This is a genomic window from Streptomyces sp. NPDC058326, from assembly GCF_042879855.1.
In the GTDB taxonomy this organism is placed as follows: Bacteria; Actinomycetota; Actinomycetes; order Streptomycetales; family Streptomycetaceae; genus Streptomyces.
The window spans coordinates 495,930-510,833 of the sequence record NZ_JBHVZO010000004.1 but is presented as its reverse complement, the minus strand read 5'-3'; the positions used below and the strand labels follow the sequence as shown (position 1 = coordinate 510,833).

Here is a 14,904-nt window from a genome sequence, read left to right as displayed (position 1 = left end):
CACACCACGCCCTCCAAGCTGACCGCATGAATCTGCGCAAGTCGCTTGACATCGTTCCCTCTTGGGTGCCCGCCACCGGTCACGCCCTCCGTCACGTGGGCGTGCACTTCGACGCCGTACGGATCGAGGGTTTCCTCGGTGAGGACGTGGCATACCGGCTGATGGCCTTCACGGACTTCCAGGCGGGCCCGATCGTGCGGGAGGCCACCGGCGGGAGGAACCTCTACTTCCTCGTGCCGCCCGGGACCGTCGCCGGTTACGACTGGCCGGCTCCGGCGCGGGCGTTGAGCGGTGGAGGCCGGAGCGAGTCGTACGTGGGGATTCCGGCGCTGCATGGGCTGACCTGGCCGCTGGACTGGAGGTCGCGGCCGACAATCGAAGATCCGTTCGTGGAAACGGAGTTGCTCCATAGGACCGTGAAATGTGCGGTACGGTAACCGCAAAATTACGCTCCGTGAGATATGGGGCGGCCCTCGGGGGTGCGCCAAACACTCCCCGAGGGCCTTCATCACCAGTGGTCAGCGAGGTCCACCAGAAATGCTTCGTCATGCTATCGACCCTGTTCGCTGTTTCACCAAGGTCTCGAACAGTGTCGTGCGACACCCGCGTCTGAACAGCGACGCGAAGCTCCTCCTGATCCACGTCCAGGGCCTCCCCGGGATCGCGAGCGAGAAGCCGCTCGGGGAGCACGCCACCGACCTGGGCATGCGCCCCCGGGCGTACCACCGGGCGAAGGAGTGCCTGACGGCGTGCGGGTACCTCCACGAGTGGAAGTACCAGAGCAGGCGCGGACATTGGATCACCGAGCAGCTGCTCTCGAACGTCACCCTCACGCGTGAGGAGGCGAACGCGGTCCGGGACGGGATTCCGGCCGACTCTCCGGACGACGCGGGACCGACTACCGGTTTTCGGAGTCCCCGGTGGGCCGGACCTTCTCCTTCGGTAGAGAAAGACGGAGAGAAGAAGACCTCTCCCCACCCACCCGCCAAAGCGCACGCGCAGGCGCAGGCTCCAGAACCGGAAGCGACCCCGGAGCCGGACCCCGCCCGGGATTCCGAAACCGCCCAGGATTCCGAAACCGCCCAGGATTCCGAAACCGCCCGGGAGTCCGGGACCGCCCAGGAGTCCGGGACCGCCCCGGAGCCCGAGACCGCCCCGGCAACCGACCCCGCCCCCGGCGACCCCGCTCCCGAAGTCGTCGAGGCCGAGCGCGTGCTGCTCTCGCTCCGGCACCAGAACCGGGACCTGCTGCTGGGAGTCCGGGAGGCCCGTGGGCTTGCGGAGACGGCGGCGGAGTGGCTGCGGCGGGGCGTGTCCGTCGCGGACCTGCGCCATGCGCTGACGGCGCATCTGCCGCGTACCGGCGTCCGTTCGGCGGTGGGGTTCCTCCGGCACCGGCTGACGGAGAAGCTCCCGGCCGAGCCCCTCCCGGCGGCGCCGTCCGCCCCGGCCACGGCGGACGCGTGGGAACCGGTCGCGGCCCGGGCCGCCGCCCTGGTGACCTGCGAAGGCCCGGGGAACACCCACGCCTTCCGCCCCGCCGGCGACGAGACCCTCTGCGGCTCCTGCCGTCAGGAGGCCGCCCGTCAGGCCCACGCGCACCTCCAGAGGCCCGCGGCCGAGCGCCGGCCGGCCTGGCGTGACCTCGTCGCGCGGGTCGGTCAGGAGAGCGCCTGTCAGCCGTAGACGGGGGGCGGCCTGGCGGTCACGCCATCGCTTCTTGATTTGAAAGTGACCACTTCACATTCAGGTAGCTCACGTTTACAGTCAAGGGGTCGGCATGCGTTGACGGCCCAGCGCGAGGAGCGCCCATGACCACGTACGTACTCGTCCACGGCGCCTGGCACGGACCCTGGGCCTGGGACCGGGTCGTGCCCCTGCTGCACGCCTCCGGCGCCCGTACGCTCACCCCCGACCTCGGCGCGTCCGGCGACCACGGACTCCACGACGACGCCCGTACGGTGGCCGCCGCCCTGGACACCGTCCCGGAGGGCGAGGAGCTCGTCCTCGTCGGCCACAGTTACGCCGGTCTCGTCGTCCGGGAGGCGGCGGACCTGCGGCCCGGCGTCGTCGACCACCTCGTCCTCGTGGACGGCTGGGCCGGACCCGACGGGGCGAGCCTGTTCGGACTGGCGTCCGATGCCTTCGTCACCGCGATCCGCGCGGCGGCGGCGTCCGGGGACGGACGGCGGATCCCCGCCCCGCCGCCGACCGCCTTCGGCGTCGTCGGCACCGAGGACGCGGCCTGGCTCGCCGACCGCCTGGTCCCGCAGGCGCTGCGCACGTTCACCGAGGCGACGCGGCTGACCGGCGCCGTCGACCGGGTCCCCGGCACGGCGATCCACTGCCGGCCCGCGGCCTACCCGTTCGACCGCTTCGCCACCGCCCTCGGCTATCGGACGCTCCCGCTCGACGGCCCGCACGACGTGATGCTGACCGATCCCGAGCCGCTCGTCAGGCTGCTCCTCGACGGGCCAGGGCGTCCGGCGTGCTTCGAGAACCGGAAGGGCGAAGTCTAAAATGAGGGAGTGGAGCAGCGAATGTACAACCAGTACTGCGCGACGGCGCGGACCCTCGACCTCGTCGGCGAGCGCTGGACCCTGCTACTCGTCCGCGAACTGCTCACCGGACCCAAGCGGTTCGGCGATCTCCAGGCAGGTCTGCGGGGACTCGGCACCGGACTGCTCGCGACCCGGCTGAAGCACCTGGAACGCGAGGGGCTCGCCCGCAAGGTCACGCTGCCGCCGCCCGCCCGTACCCCCGCGTACGCGCTCACCGAGGCGGGCGAGGAACTCGCCCCCGCCGTCCTGGCGTTGGCCCGGTGGGGCATGACGTGGGCCATGGACGAGCGCCGCGCGGGCGACACCTTCCACGCAGGCTGGGCCGTGCTGGGCCTGCGCGCCTGCTTCGCCCCGGACGCCGCCGTGGGGCTGCGCGCGGTGTATGAATTCCGCGTCGGCGACGAGGTCCTCCACGCGCGCGTCGACGACGGTACCGTCGAGACGATCCACGGGCCGGCGCAGTACCCGGACGCGACGATCACCATGACGGAGGAGGCGTTCGTCGCCATCACCGCCCGCAGGCTCACCTTGTCCGCCGCGATCGAGGCGGCCACCGCGGCGGTGACGGGCGACGAAGAGGCCCTGCGCAGACTGCCGGGCCTCTTCCGGCTGCCCGCCCCGCGTTCCCGCCGGGCGGACTGAACCGATCCGTTCCCCGGCCGTCAGGTGAGGGGCCTCGACTGCCCGGAGAGCGCCCGGCAGTCCATCGCCCGACCCCCGGTCACCCCGCCGCCCGCAGGTACCAGACCTGGACCTCGCCGGTCTCCGCCGGAGCGAGCGCTTCGGCGGGACGCCGTCCGTCCTCGGTGAAGCCGAGGCGGGCGGGGACGGCGCCGCTGGCGGTGTTGGCCGGGTCGTGGACGATCTCGACGCGCTCCACACCGGGAAGGCGGAAGGCCTCCTCGGCCAGGGCGCGGGCGGCCCGGGTGGCGATACCCCGCCCGGTGGCGGCGGGGTGCAGCCAGTAGCCGATCTCGCGGGTTCCGGCGGGGGTGTCCGCGAACCGGTGAAGGCCGCAGGAGCCGACGATGGCGCCGTCGAGGACGATCGCGTAGCTGCACTGGGCCCCGCTCGCCCAGAGTTCCGCGCGCCCGGCCAGGAACTCCCTGACGCGGGCCGGGCTGTGCTCGGCGACCCACGGCATCCAGGGGCGCAGATGGTCGAGCGACTCCTCGACGACCCGGGAGAACTCCGGCAGATCCGCCTCGGCGTCGTGCGCGCGCAGCGTGAGCCCGCCGTCGAGGGCGAGCACGGGCTGCGGCAGGGGGAGCGGCTGCGGGACGGGGAGGCTCATGCGGCGAGGATCGTACGGCGGACCCGTGCGCGGCAAGGGGATTGCGCGGTACGACCCCGCCCCTGCCGTCGTGAGGCGCAGGTCACATCAGGTCATGTCACGACGCGGCGGGCCCATTCCGTCCTGGGTGTGGAGGCAACGACAACACCCCACGGAGGAAGCCGCCATGAACGCTCGCCTGAACATGTTCGAGAGCCCCATCGCCGCCAAGGTGTGGAAGCACATCATCATGGCCGGCAAGGCCCTCGACGACTCGACGCTGCCCGCCGCGACGCGGGAGCTCGTGAAGATCCGCGCCAGCCAGATCAACGGCTGCGGTTTCTGCCTCGACATGCACACCAAGGACGCCGCTGCCGCCGGCGAGAGCCAGCTGCGCCTCCACATGGTCGCGGCCTGGCGCGAGGCCACGGTCTTCACCGACGCCGAGCGCGCCGCCCTCGAACTGACGGAGCAGGGCACCCGCCTCGCCGACGGCGGCCGGGTCACGGACGAGGCGTGGGCGAACGCCGCCAAGTACTACGACGAGGAGCAGCTCTCCGCCCTGGTCGCCGCGATCGCGATCATCAACGCGTTCAACCGCGGCAACGTGATGATCCAGATGCCCGGTGGCGAGTACAAGCCCGGCCAGTTCGGCTGAGTCCCACCCGCCGCCGGGTCCGGCGGGCGGCACGCGGACGGCGGTACGCGCTCGGGGCGCGTACCGCCGCCGGCGGCTGTCCTCCCGGTGCCGGGACTACCCCTTGCTGACCGCCGCCAGGATCTCCGGCAGCCGCCGCGCCGTCCGGGGAGCCGCCAGCTTGAGGCCCGCCCAGGTGAGGAGCGCGCCGTAGAGCGTGCCCACCGGGAGGAGGAGCCACAGCAGGGAGCCCTGGTCGGACAGGTGCAGGTAGACCGTCGCGCCGATGAGCGGGCCGCAGAGCAGCGGGGCCGTGAGCATGCCGCCCAGGATCGAGATCCAGGCGAGACCGGCCTGCCCGGGGGCCACGTTCTTGTAGCCGCTGTCCTGGGGGATCGAGTACGGGAAGAACGCCGAGGCCACCGCGCCCGTCGCCAGCATCGCGCCGAGCAGTGCGAACGACAGGCCCAGCGCCTCGGGGAGCCGCGACCAGTCACCGATGACTGCGGTGGTGAGCACCGTGACGAGGGTCGCGTACGGCAGGGTCACGGCCAGCAGGGCCAGGGCACGCGCGCGGAGTTCGGCGTACGCGTCGGCGGCCGTCGACAGGGTCTGCGCGACCATCCAGAACGCCGAGGTGTCCTGGCCGAACTGGTTGTACATCAGCATGCCGAGCATCCCGGAGGCGAAACAGGCCCAGTAGATCGAGCCGTTGCCCTGGAAGGCGTAGAACAGCGGCACGATCAGACCGAGGGCGAGCGAGGTCACCCACGAGGCCTTCGTCTTCGGGTCGCGCCACATGTAGCGCATGCTCCGCTCCATGACCGCGCCCGTACGCCCGCCCGGCAGGATCCGGCCCAGGAGCCCCGTACCGGCGGACTTCTCGCGGACGCCCGCGTCCGAGGCGGCGCCGATCGTGGAACCGTCCGGCTCGACCATCAGCCGGACCAGGCTCCGCTGCCACCAGTACACGAGCGCCGCGAGCGCGGCGGCGGTGAGCAGCAGCCGGGCCGCCGCCGACCCGTAGTCGCCGGTGCTCGCCGCGTCGACCGCGCCGATCGCCGCCGCGGGCGGCAGCCAGTCGGCGACGGCCGCCGCCGGTTCGAGGGAGGTCAGACCCCCGGGCCGGCTGAGGCGCTGGGCGCCGAAGTTCACGAGCTGGATGCCGACCGCGACGAGGAGCCCGCTCAGCAGCGCCAGGTCACGGCCCTTGCGGGAGGTGAGCAGCCGGATGTTGGCGGCGGCGACGGCCCGGGACAGTGCCACGCACACGGCGACCGTCAGCGGCACCGCGACGACGGCGGCGACCACGCCGGCCGTGCCGTGCGCGACGGACAGGGCCGCGCCGAACGCCAGGAACAGGGTGAGGGCGGGGCCGACACCCACCAGGGAGGCCACGAACAGGGCCCGGATCAGCGGCCGGGGCCGCAGCGGCAGCATCACGAGCCGCGACGGATCGAGCGTCTCGTCACCGCCCGGCACGAACAGCGGCATCACCGCCCACGAGAGCGCGGTCACCCCGGTGAGGAGGACGGCGATGGTCCCGGCGTCGGAGCTGCCCCGCACCAGCGCGAAGGCCAGCACCATGCCCGCGGCGAAGAGCAGCCCGAAGACGATCGAGACGATGTACGCGGCGGTCCGCCCGCCCGACTGCTTGAGGCCGTTGCGCAGCAGCGACAGCTTGAGCCGTACGAAGACGGACGTGAGGGACGGCACGGAGGACGCGGCGACGGCCGCGGTGGGGGTCGTCACGGCACTCATCGCTGCGCCCCGCCGCCCAGCCAGTCCAGCGAGTCCCCGGCCGCCTCGCGCCCGTTGGCGCCGACGAGTTCGAGGAACGCGGCCTGGAGGGAGGGCGCGTCGCCCCGGACCTCGGCGAGCGGCCCCTGCGCCCGGATCTGGCCCGCCGCCATCACGGCGACCCAGTCGCAGAGCGACTCGACCAGTTCCATGACGTGGCTGGAGAAGACGACGGTCGCGCCGGAGGCGGTGTACCGCTCCAGGACGCCGCGGATGGTCTGCGCCGAGACCGGGTCGACGCCCTCGAAGGGCTCGTCGAGGAAGAGCACCTCGGGGTTGTGGAGCAGGGCGGCCGCGAGCCCGATCTTCTTCCGCATGCCGGTCGAGTAGTCGACGACGAGCTTGTTCTGCGCACCGGTCAGGTCGAGGACGTCGAGGAGCTGCGCGGCCCGCTTGTCGACCTCGGCGCCCGGCAGACCCCGCAGCCGGCCGCTGTACGCGAGGAGTTCACGGCCCGAGAGGCGCTCGAAGAGCCGCAGGCCCTCCGGCAGGATGCCGATCCGCGCCTTGACCTGCGCGACCGACTCCGGGTCGGCCCACACGTCGTGCCCGGCGACGTGGATGCGGCCCTGGTCGGGCCGGAGCAGGCCGGTGATCATGGAGAGGGTGGTGGTCTTTCCGGCGCCGTTGGGTCCGACGAGCCCGATGAAGCGGCCCGCGGGCAGGACCAGGTCGATCCCGTTCACCGCGATCTGCTGGCCGAATCGTTTCCACAGTCCCTCGACACGCACAGCGGGCGCCGCACCTTCCCCCGGTGCGGCGCCCGCCTTGTCGAAAGTTCCCTCAAATGCCTGGTCAGGCATGGTGCTTCAACCCCTTTTCGGTCCCCGTGTGTACGGGCCCCACCCTAAGGGCGGGCCCGCCGGGGGTCCCAGGGTCACGTCGTGCGGCTTCTCGCCTCCGCCGCTTCCCGGCCGCACGCGTACGCGAGGGGGCTGATCAGCTCCTCCGCGTCGGGCAGCCAGCGGTTCGCCGGAGTGGGGCGGCGGGCCCACTGGACCGCGCCGGAGCCGCCGATCCGGGTCGGCGGGGCCGCCACGTAGTGGCCCTCGCCCCGGGTGGTGAGATCGAGGGAGGAGGGGACCCAGCCCAGCTTGCGGACGAGGTCCGGCACCTTCGTGGCGGCGCCGGGCAGCACGAAGAAGTACATCCGCCGGTCCGGGGTGCAGGTCACCGGGCCGAGCGTCAGCTCCATGCGCTCCATCCGAGCGAGCGCCAGGAAACCGGCCGACTCGGAGACCTCGATCGCGTCGAACGTGCGGCCCGTCGGCAGCAGGATCGACGACTTCGGCTGCTTCGACCACATGCGCCGGGCGCCGACCCCGCTGCCGGTCGCCTGGGTCGACCAGTCGGGCCTGATGGCGTGGGCGCCGGGCCGGGCGCACGCGTCAGCGCCGCACGAGCAGCGTTCCCTGCCTTCGACGGCCTCCAGCCAGGTCCCGGGGAACACGTCCCAGTGCCGCTCTTCCGCGTACCGCACGGCGCTGTCCAGCAGCTGCTCGCCTCGCTGCTTGGGGATCTGTGCGGCTTCCGTGACTCCGATGGTCTCTTCCACGGTGAACACAACTTCCCCCGTCACCCGGGGTTACGGGCGGGACGCCGAGCGGTGTGAGGCATCGATCCTGCACGCGGGGCGCATCGGTGCACGGGCGGGGGCGCGCGGAGGGCCGGGGAGCGGGGGTGGGTACGCAGAGGTGGGGGCGCCGGCGGCGAGGACGCGGCCGACGTGTCCGGTTTCGCGTGTTCACATCGGCATTGACCGGATATTCACCGGGCAGTGATCAGTTCTCTTGTGATCACCGCACGGCCTCAGGGGGTACTCATGGCAGCCAGGCCACTCGTTCCGCGTCAGCTCAACGAACGGCTCCAGGCGCTCATTCAGGAGGCGGCCTGTTCCAACGCCGGTCTCGCCCGCAGGGTCAACATGGTCGGCGCGGAGCGCGGCCTCGACCTGCGGTACGACAAGACGTCGGTGGCGCGCTGGCTGCGCGGGCAGCAGCCGCGCGGCCGGGCGCCGGGGATCATCGCCGAGGCGCTCGGCCGCAAGCTGGGCCGTACCGTCACGATCGACGAGGTCGGCATGGCCAACGGCCGCAACCTCGCCGCGGGCGTCGGGCTCCAGTTCGCGCCGACCGTGGCCGGGGCGATCGAGCAGGTCTGCGAGCTGTGGCGCAGCGACGTCGGCCGCCGTGACTTCCTCTCCGGCTCCACCATCGCGGCCTCCGCCCTCGTCGAGCCCAGTCGGGACTGGCTGATCACGGTGCCGGACACGCACGTGGCCCGGATGGCGGGGGCCCGCGTCGGCGTCGCGGACGTGACGGCCGTACGGGAGATGACGGCCGCGCTCGTCGGCCTCGACCGGCGGTTCGGCAGCGGCCATGTGCGGCCGGTGGTCGTCCACTACCTCAACAGCGTGGTGGCGGGCATGCTGTCCGGCTCCTACCGGGAGGCGGTCGGCCGGCAGCTCTTCGCGGCCGTCGCCCGACTCACCGAACTCGCCGGGTACATGGCGGTGGACACCGGCGAACCGGGCCTCGCCCAGCGGTACTACATCCAGGCGCTGCGGCTCGCGCAGGCGGCCGGCGACCGGGGCTACGGCGGATACGTCCTCGCCGCCTCGATGAGCCACCTCGCCGCACAGCTCGGCAGCCCCCGGGAGATCGCCCAGTTGGCGCGGGCCGCGCAGGAAGGGGCGCGGGGCAAGGTGCCGCCGAGGGCGGAGGCGATGTTCCTCGCGGCCGAGGCCCGCGGGCACGCGCTCCTCGGGGACGTCCGCGCCTTCGAGACGTCGGCGGGACGTGCCGCACGGGCCCTGGAGCGGGCCGACCCGGCGGCGGGCGACGACCCGGCGTGGATCGCCCACTTCGACCACGCCTACCTGGCGGACGAACTGGCCCACTGCCACCGGGACCTGGGGCAGGATGAGGCCTGGGCGCGGGCGGCCGAGGAGTCGATCGCCGGGCACCCGGAGTCGCGTGTGCGGCGGCGGGCGATCGGCCTCGCCCTGCTCGCCTCGGCGCAGGTCCAGCAGCGGGAGGTCGAGCAGGCCTGCCGGACGGGGACGCGGGCGCTCGAACTCCTCGGCACGCTGCGGTCGTCGCGGGGCACGGAGTACCTGGACGACCTGCGGGACCGCCTGGAGCCGTACGCGGGGGAGCCGGTGGTGCGGGAGTTCGGGGCGCGCGTCGAGCTGTACGCGGCGTAGTCCCTGGTGGGGGCCGTCCCGTGCGGGAAGGCCGTGTAACCGGGCTCACACGTGTGTGCGGAGCCCGGCGCCCACCCGGTAGCGTGAGCCGACGATTCCGTAGGTCCATCAGTAGGAGTCCCGGTGACGCAGAACGGACAGGGTCCGGAGCCGCAGTACCCGGCGGTGCCCCCCGCGCAGAACGGCCAAGGGGGAGCACAGTCGTACGGTGGCGCCTGGGGTCCCGCCGGCGCCGCGCCGGGCGGGCAGCCCCTGCCGCCCGCGCAGCCGCTGCCTCCCGAGGCGCCGCCGGGCGCCGCCGACGCGCAGTCCACCCAGTACCTGCCGCCGGTCCCGCCGCAGCCGGGCTACGGCTACCCGCACCAGGGCGCCCCGGGCGCCGCCGACCTGCAGGCGACGCAGCACATCGCCCCGGTGGCGGGCGGGATGCCGCCGGTGCCTGGCGCGATGCCGCCGGTGTCGGGCGGGATACCCCAGGGACCGGGCGGGATGCCGCAGGCCTCCGGTCCGCAGCCGGGGTACGGCTACCCGCCGCCGGTGTCGGCCCCGCAGCCCGGGTACGGATACCCGCCGCAGGCCGCCGGGGACATGCAGGCGACCCAGCACATCGCCCCGGTGCCGCCCCAGCAGGGCGGCGGCTCCCACACCCAGTTCCTCGGCACGGGACCGCTCCAGGCGCAGGGACAGCAGGGCCCCGGCCCCGCGGGCGCCGCCGACGCGACCCAGTACATCGCGCCCGTACCGGCGCAGGAACCCGGTGAGCGCCAGCCGCCCGCCGAGTTCGACAACCTCTTCCGTACGGAGGCCCCGCGGCCGCCGCAGCAGCCGCAGCCGCACACGCAGGCGTACCAGCAGCCGCCGGCCCCGGCCCCGTACCAGCAGCACCAGCCGCCGCAGCACCACCAGCCGCCCGCGCCTCCCCAGCAGTACGCGTACCAGGGCGCCTACTACGAGGGTGACGAGCCCGAGCCGCCGCGCCGCAAGTCACCGGTCGCGCTGATCGCCGCCGTCGTCGTCGGCTGCGCGGTCGTCGGCCTCGGCGCCGGTGCGCTCCTGAGCGGTGGCGAGGAGGAGAAGGACCCCGAGGCCGGCGGGCAGAACGTGGCGGCGACCTCCTCCGCGCCGCCGTCCACCGAGGCGCCGCCGCCCGCCGAGAAGCCCGTCGACCCGGCCGAGCCGCAGGCGCGGGAGCTGAGCAAGCTGCTCGCGACCAGCAGCAGCAGCCGTGACACGGTGATCCGCTCGGTCGAGTCCATCAAGCAGTGCAAGAACCTCGACAAGGCCGCCGCCGACCTGCGCGGAGCCGCCGCCCAGCGCCGGGGCCTGGTCACCGAGCTCCAGTCGCTGTCGGTCGACAAGATCCCGAACAACGGCGCCCTGACGGCGGCGCTCACCAAGGCCTGGCGGGCCTCGGCGTCGGCCGACGACCACTACGCGGCCTGGGGCATCCAGATGAAGGCCAAGAAGGCGTGCAAGGGCGGCAAGGCCCGCTCGACGAACCACCTGGTCGAGGCGAACAAGCAGAGCGGCGTGGCCACCACCGCGAAGAAGGAGGCGGCCTCCCTGTGGAACCCGACCGCCTCGAAGTACGGCCTGGAGAAGCGGAGCTACTCCCAGCTGTGAGCCGGCCCCGCCGGAACGGAGAAGGCCGCGCCGGAACCGGCGAGGCCTTCTCCCGGTGAGGGGAAGGATTCACGGGGCGCTGAGGACCGTCTCGCCGACGTCGACGAAGCCGGGCTTCTGCGCCACGAGCCGCCCCTGGCGGACCACCTGGAACGTCACCTCGCGGTTGACGATCCGGGGGAAGCTGGGGGCGCCCAGCAGGTCCTCGTACTTCCACCGCAGGGCGGGCGTCAGGCCGCCGGTGTCGATCCGCGCGCCCCGGTCCAGGGCATGGGCGATCTTCGTGGCCGTGACCCGGTCGGAGCCGAGGGCCTCGACGACCTCCTTGAGCACCGTGTAGGCGATCCAGGTGGTCTGGACGCCCGCGTCGGCCGGGTCGACCCGGTTGTCGGCGAACGCGTGCTCCTGGATGACCTTGCGCATCGGCGCCCAGCTCTTGTCGGACGACTCCGGGTACCAGCCGGTGACGAACGCGCCCTCGAAGGGGCTGCGGGCGCCGCCGGTACGGTCGATCACCGGCTGGCCGACGCTGCCGAGGACCGACGAGATCCGTACGGCGTCCCGCTTGCCGTCCGAGCCGCCCTCGCCCTCCTCGGGCAGTCGGCGGAAGGAGTCGAAGAACGTCTGGGTGCGCTCGCCGAGCACGGCGGTGACACAGCCGTCCTCGTCACCGGCCTTCTCACGGGCCCGGTCGGCCTGCGCGGTGTACTCGGCCGCGTCCTCGACGGCCGGGATGTCGACGGCGCCGCGGTGACGCGCCGTGCGGAGACCGGAGTTGAGGAGCTCGGGGAGCTTGTCGCCGGCGAGGGTGTCGGGCCGGACCAGGGAGACCGTGCGGCAGGACTCGGCGAGCTGCATGCCGTGACCGGCGATGAGGGACGCCTGTCCGCCGTTGACGGGGTAGGAGAGCGGGCTGGTGAACTCGTCCTCCGAGATGCCGTAGCCGCCGATGTACGGGATGCCGGCGGCCTCCAGGGGTGCCATGAAGGCGCGCCCGTTCTGGCTGTACGAGCCGACGACGGCGACCGCGTTCTCACGGACGGCCCGGCGGGCACAGGCGGCGGCGCCGGTGCCGGTGTTGTGTTCGTTACAGGTGAGGACGCGCAGTTCGTGGCCGTCGATACCGCCCTGGGAGTTGACCCACCGCGCGAAGGTCTGGGCCATGGCGGGCATTCCGGGCATGTTGGTCGCCCGGGTCTGGTCGGGGGCCCACGTCATCACCGTGACGGGCTCCCTGGAGCCCCCCGTGGCTCCAGGGAGCACGCCACACCCGGTGAGCAACGAGGCTCCGGTCGCCGCGGTCGTGGCATACGCGAGGAGTGAGGTCAGTCGCCTACCGGTCATGGGCATGCACATTTCCGCCTCATGGGTAACGCGGGAGTGTGCACGGTTCAACGGTGGGTGACGTGAAGGTGAATTACGGGGGCCGTGAGGGGTGGGCACCGCTTACCGGACAAGGGAACGTACGATCGAAACGTGTCCAGTCCAGTCTCCGGTTCGGTTAACTCTTCCCGTCGCGGCCGTCGCTCCTCCACCATGGGCGGCATGCCGCTCAATGACATGCCGTGGTGGCGCTGGCGCAGCAACGTGCGCTCGGCGCTGCACATGCTCTCCGACCCCGGGTTCCACGAGACGACCTGGCTCGCCGGCCTCGAGGGATACGGCGACGTCACCGACGCCGTCTACCGCCTGGTCGAGGACACCTGGCTCGACAACTGGTCCGCCGAGAAGTACGTCGGCTCGATCTTCCGCGACACCGGCGAGGCCGCCCTCGTCGACGTCGCCGTCCTCCGGGTGCTCCGCATCATGCACCAGGTCGGACCCGACGCCCCCGTCTCCGCGTACCTCGAACACCACGGCTGGCCCGAAGCCGTACGGGCGGCCCGCGAGGCCCACGTACGCCTCGCGCAGGCCGACGGCGAGGACCCCGACACGCCCCCGCGCTCCCTCGACGTGCTCCGCATCATGACCCGGTCCGCCTGACGGACAGTCGGCTTCGTGACCCTCCGGGGTGTGGCAGGCTGACAGGATGACCGACCAGTACGTCCTCACCCTCTCGTGCCCCGACAAGCAGGGCATCGTGCACGCCGTGTCGAGCTATCTCTTCATCACGGGATGCAACATCGAGGACAGTCAGCAGTTCGGAGACCGTGACACCGGTCTCTTCTTCATGCGGGTCCACTTCTCGGCCGAAGCCCCCGTGAACGTCGACAAACTGCGGGCCAGCTTCGCCGCGGTCGGCGACTCCTTCGCCATGGACTGGCAGATCCACCGCGCCGACGAGCGCATGCGGGTCGTCCTCATGGTGTCGAAATTCGGCCACTGCCTGAACGACCTGCTGTTCCGGTCCAGGATCGGGGCGCTGCCCGTCGAGATCGTCGCCGTCGTCTCCAACCACACGGACTTCGAGGAACTCGTCGGCTCCTACGGGATCCCCTTCCGGCACATCCCGGTGACGAAGGACACGAAGGCGGCGGCGGAGGCGGAACTCCTGGAGCTCGTCCGCGCGGAGAACGTCGAGCTGGTCGTCCTCGCCCGCTACATGCAGGTCCTCTCCGACGACCTCTGCAAGCAGCTCTCCGGCCGGATCATCAACATCCACCACTCCTTCCTCCCCAGCTTCAAGGGCGCCAAGCCGTACCACCAGGCGCACATGCGCGGCGTGAAGCTGATCGGCGCGACGGCCCACTACGTGACGGCCGACCTCGACGAGGGCCCGATCATCGAGCAGGAGGTCGAGCGGGTGGGCCACGAGGTGACCCCTGACCAGCTGGTGGCGGTCGGCCGTGACGTGGAGTGCCAGGCGCTGGCCCGCGCGGTGAAGTGGCACGCGGAACGCCGCATCCTCCTCAACGGCCGCCGCACGGTCGTCTTCGCGTAACCCACGCCTCCCGCCCCCCGTGCCGCGAGCCCGGCCTGATCGGCAAGACACCCCCTAGAGGCGGCTCAGGGACGCTGCCGCCGAGAGGACGTCCCTGATGGCCTCCCGGTCGCCGTCCTGGCCCACCGCCGCCTCCTCCGGCGGGACGTGCCCCGCCACCAGCTGGCAGAACTCCACCCCGTCCATCGCCACCTGCGCCACCGCGCGGTCCGGTGACCCCACGGCCGCGGGGGAGTCCAGGGGGATGTACCAGTGGCCACCGCCCGCGCCCTCCACCTCCAGGTGGAGCGAGCGGCCCGGCGCGCCCGCCGCGACCAGGTGGCGGGCCGGGGCGGCGAGGCCCGTGCGCCGCCGTCCGGCCAGGGCCGCCGGGAGCAGCCTGGCCGCCAGGTCGATCATGCCGTGGAGGTGCGGGCCGCTCGGCGGCGCGTACGGGTACGCCACCGCCTGCGCGATGTCCTCCGCGTGCACCCAGCACTCGAAGGCCCGCTCAAGCAGCGAGTCCCGCAGCGGCAGCGCGAAGTCCTTGTAGGTGACCGTCAGGTCCGCCACTCCCCGGTCCGCGAACGAGACCGTGCGGATCAGGGCGTGGCTCTGCTCCCGCCAGGGCCCCCGCAGCGACCGGTTCGCCGGCCGGTCGAGGCCCGACCAGAACTCCTCCGTCCGCTCGGTCGGCGACAGTTCCGGCGTGCCCCTGCCGAGCGGGTCGTCGAGGCCGAGTGCCGCCGCCACCAGGCCGTCCACGGCGAGCAGGTGGCCGATGACCCCGGCGACGGTCGCCTTCCGGCGTACGACCCGGTCCTCCTCGTACCACTTGAGCCGTACCGGCGCGTGCCACTCGGACTCGCCGATGTCCCGCAGCAGCGCGTCGAGCCGTGCGGTCTCCGCGTCGTACGGGGTGACCCAGCCGGGGATCGGGATACG

The 14,904-nt window shown here is 72.7% G+C and carries 15 protein-coding genes; 9 read left to right on the top strand and 6 right to left on the bottom strand.

Annotated features, from left to right (window positions below; all coding sequences use genetic code 11):
• Positions 1 to 26: 26 nt before the first annotated feature.
• From ACFVYX_RS11075 to ACFVYX_RS11060, 4 genes are all read left to right on the top strand, one after another.
• Complete coding sequence (locus ACFVYX_RS11075; RefSeq protein WP_389681021.1) at positions 27 to 437, top strand: hypothetical protein; 411 nt, start codon at positions 27 to 29, stop codon at positions 435 to 437.
• Positions 438 to 594: 157 nt separating this feature from the next.
• Complete coding sequence (locus ACFVYX_RS11070) at positions 595 to 1,686, top strand: hypothetical protein (protein WP_389681020.1); 1,092 nt, start codon at positions 595 to 597, stop codon at positions 1,684 to 1,686.
• 125 nt (positions 1,687 to 1,811) lie between these two features.
• Positions 1,812 to 2,519, top strand: a complete 708-nt coding sequence (locus ACFVYX_RS11065; protein WP_389681019.1) for an alpha/beta fold hydrolase — start codon at positions 1,812 to 1,814, stop codon at positions 2,517 to 2,519.
• Between the two features lie 9 nt (positions 2,520 to 2,528).
• Entirely contained in the window at positions 2,529 to 3,203 is a 675-nt protein-coding gene (locus ACFVYX_RS11060) for a winged helix-turn-helix transcriptional regulator (protein ID WP_389681018.1), read from the top strand.
• 79 nt (positions 3,204 to 3,282) lie between these two features.
• Here ACFVYX_RS11060 and ACFVYX_RS11055 read toward each other — a convergent pair whose 3' ends face one another.
• Entirely contained in the window at positions 3,283 to 3,855 is a 573-nt protein-coding gene (locus ACFVYX_RS11055; RefSeq protein WP_389681017.1) for a GNAT family N-acetyltransferase, read from the bottom strand.
• Between the two features lie 166 nt (positions 3,856 to 4,021).
• Here ACFVYX_RS11055 and ACFVYX_RS11050 point away from each other — a divergent pair, with 166 nt between their 5' ends.
• The gene (locus ACFVYX_RS11050; RefSeq protein WP_389681016.1) at positions 4,022 to 4,492 is read left to right on the top strand and encodes a carboxymuconolactone decarboxylase family protein; all 471 of its coding nucleotides are present in this window, start codon (positions 4,022 to 4,024) and stop codon (positions 4,490 to 4,492) included.
• 96 nt (positions 4,493 to 4,588) lie between these two features.
• Here ACFVYX_RS11050 and ACFVYX_RS11045 read toward each other — a convergent pair whose 3' ends face one another.
• From ACFVYX_RS11045 to ACFVYX_RS11035, 3 genes are all read right to left on the bottom strand, one after another.
• On the bottom strand, positions 4,589 to 6,232 hold the full coding sequence (locus ACFVYX_RS11045) for a transporter (protein WP_389681015.1): 1,644 nt from the start codon (positions 6,230 to 6,232) through the stop codon (positions 4,589 to 4,591).
• Positions 6,229 to 7,074: an ABC transporter ATP-binding protein gene (locus ACFVYX_RS11040; protein WP_389681014.1), complete on the bottom strand. Its 846-nt coding sequence runs from the start codon at positions 7,072 to 7,074 to the stop codon at positions 6,229 to 6,231. Before ACFVYX_RS11040 ends, ACFVYX_RS11045 begins: the two co-directional genes overlap by 4 nt.
• 74 nt (positions 7,075 to 7,148) lie before the next feature.
• Complete coding sequence (locus ACFVYX_RS11035) at positions 7,149 to 7,835, bottom strand: bifunctional DNA primase/polymerase (RefSeq protein ID WP_389681013.1); 687 nt, start codon at positions 7,833 to 7,835, stop codon at positions 7,149 to 7,151.
• Between the two features lie 258 nt (positions 7,836 to 8,093).
• On the opposite strand from ACFVYX_RS11035, the gene ACFVYX_RS11030 reads away from it, so the two are divergent.
• Positions 8,094 to 9,476, top strand: a complete 1,383-nt coding sequence (locus ACFVYX_RS11030; RefSeq protein WP_389681012.1) for a transcriptional regulator — start codon at positions 8,094 to 8,096, stop codon at positions 9,474 to 9,476.
• 123 nt (positions 9,477 to 9,599) lie between these two features.
• Positions 9,600 to 11,099, top strand: coding sequence for a hypothetical protein (locus ACFVYX_RS11025; protein ID WP_389681011.1), 1,500 nt, complete (start codon positions 9,600 to 9,602; stop codon positions 11,097 to 11,099).
• A 69-nt stretch (positions 11,100 to 11,168) separates the two neighbouring features.
• Here the strand turns inward: ACFVYX_RS11025 and ACFVYX_RS11020 are convergent, their stop codons facing one another.
• Positions 11,169 to 12,455: an ABC transporter substrate-binding protein gene (locus tag ACFVYX_RS11020; RefSeq protein WP_389681010.1), complete on the bottom strand. Its 1,287-nt coding sequence runs from the start codon at positions 12,453 to 12,455 to the stop codon at positions 11,169 to 11,171.
• Positions 12,456 to 12,635: 180 nt separating this feature from the next.
• On the opposite strand from ACFVYX_RS11020, the gene ACFVYX_RS11015 reads away from it, so the two are divergent.
• Positions 12,636 to 13,082 carry a hypothetical protein gene (locus ACFVYX_RS11015; RefSeq protein ID WP_389681009.1) on the top strand — a complete coding sequence of 149 codons (447 nt, stop codon included), beginning with the start codon at positions 12,636 to 12,638 and terminating at the stop codon, positions 13,080 to 13,082.
• Positions 13,083 to 13,128: 46 nt separating this feature from the next.
• Positions 13,129 to 13,980, top strand: a complete 852-nt coding sequence (gene purU / locus ACFVYX_RS11010) for a formyltetrahydrofolate deformylase (protein ID WP_389681008.1) — start codon at positions 13,129 to 13,131, stop codon at positions 13,978 to 13,980.
• A 54-nt stretch (positions 13,981 to 14,034) separates the two neighbouring features.
• On the opposite strand, the gene ACFVYX_RS11005 is transcribed toward purU, so the two are convergent.
• Positions 14,035 to 14,904, bottom strand: an 870-nt coding sequence (locus ACFVYX_RS11005; RefSeq protein WP_389681007.1) for a maleylpyruvate isomerase N-terminal domain-containing protein, incomplete at its 5' end; no start/stop codon positions are given.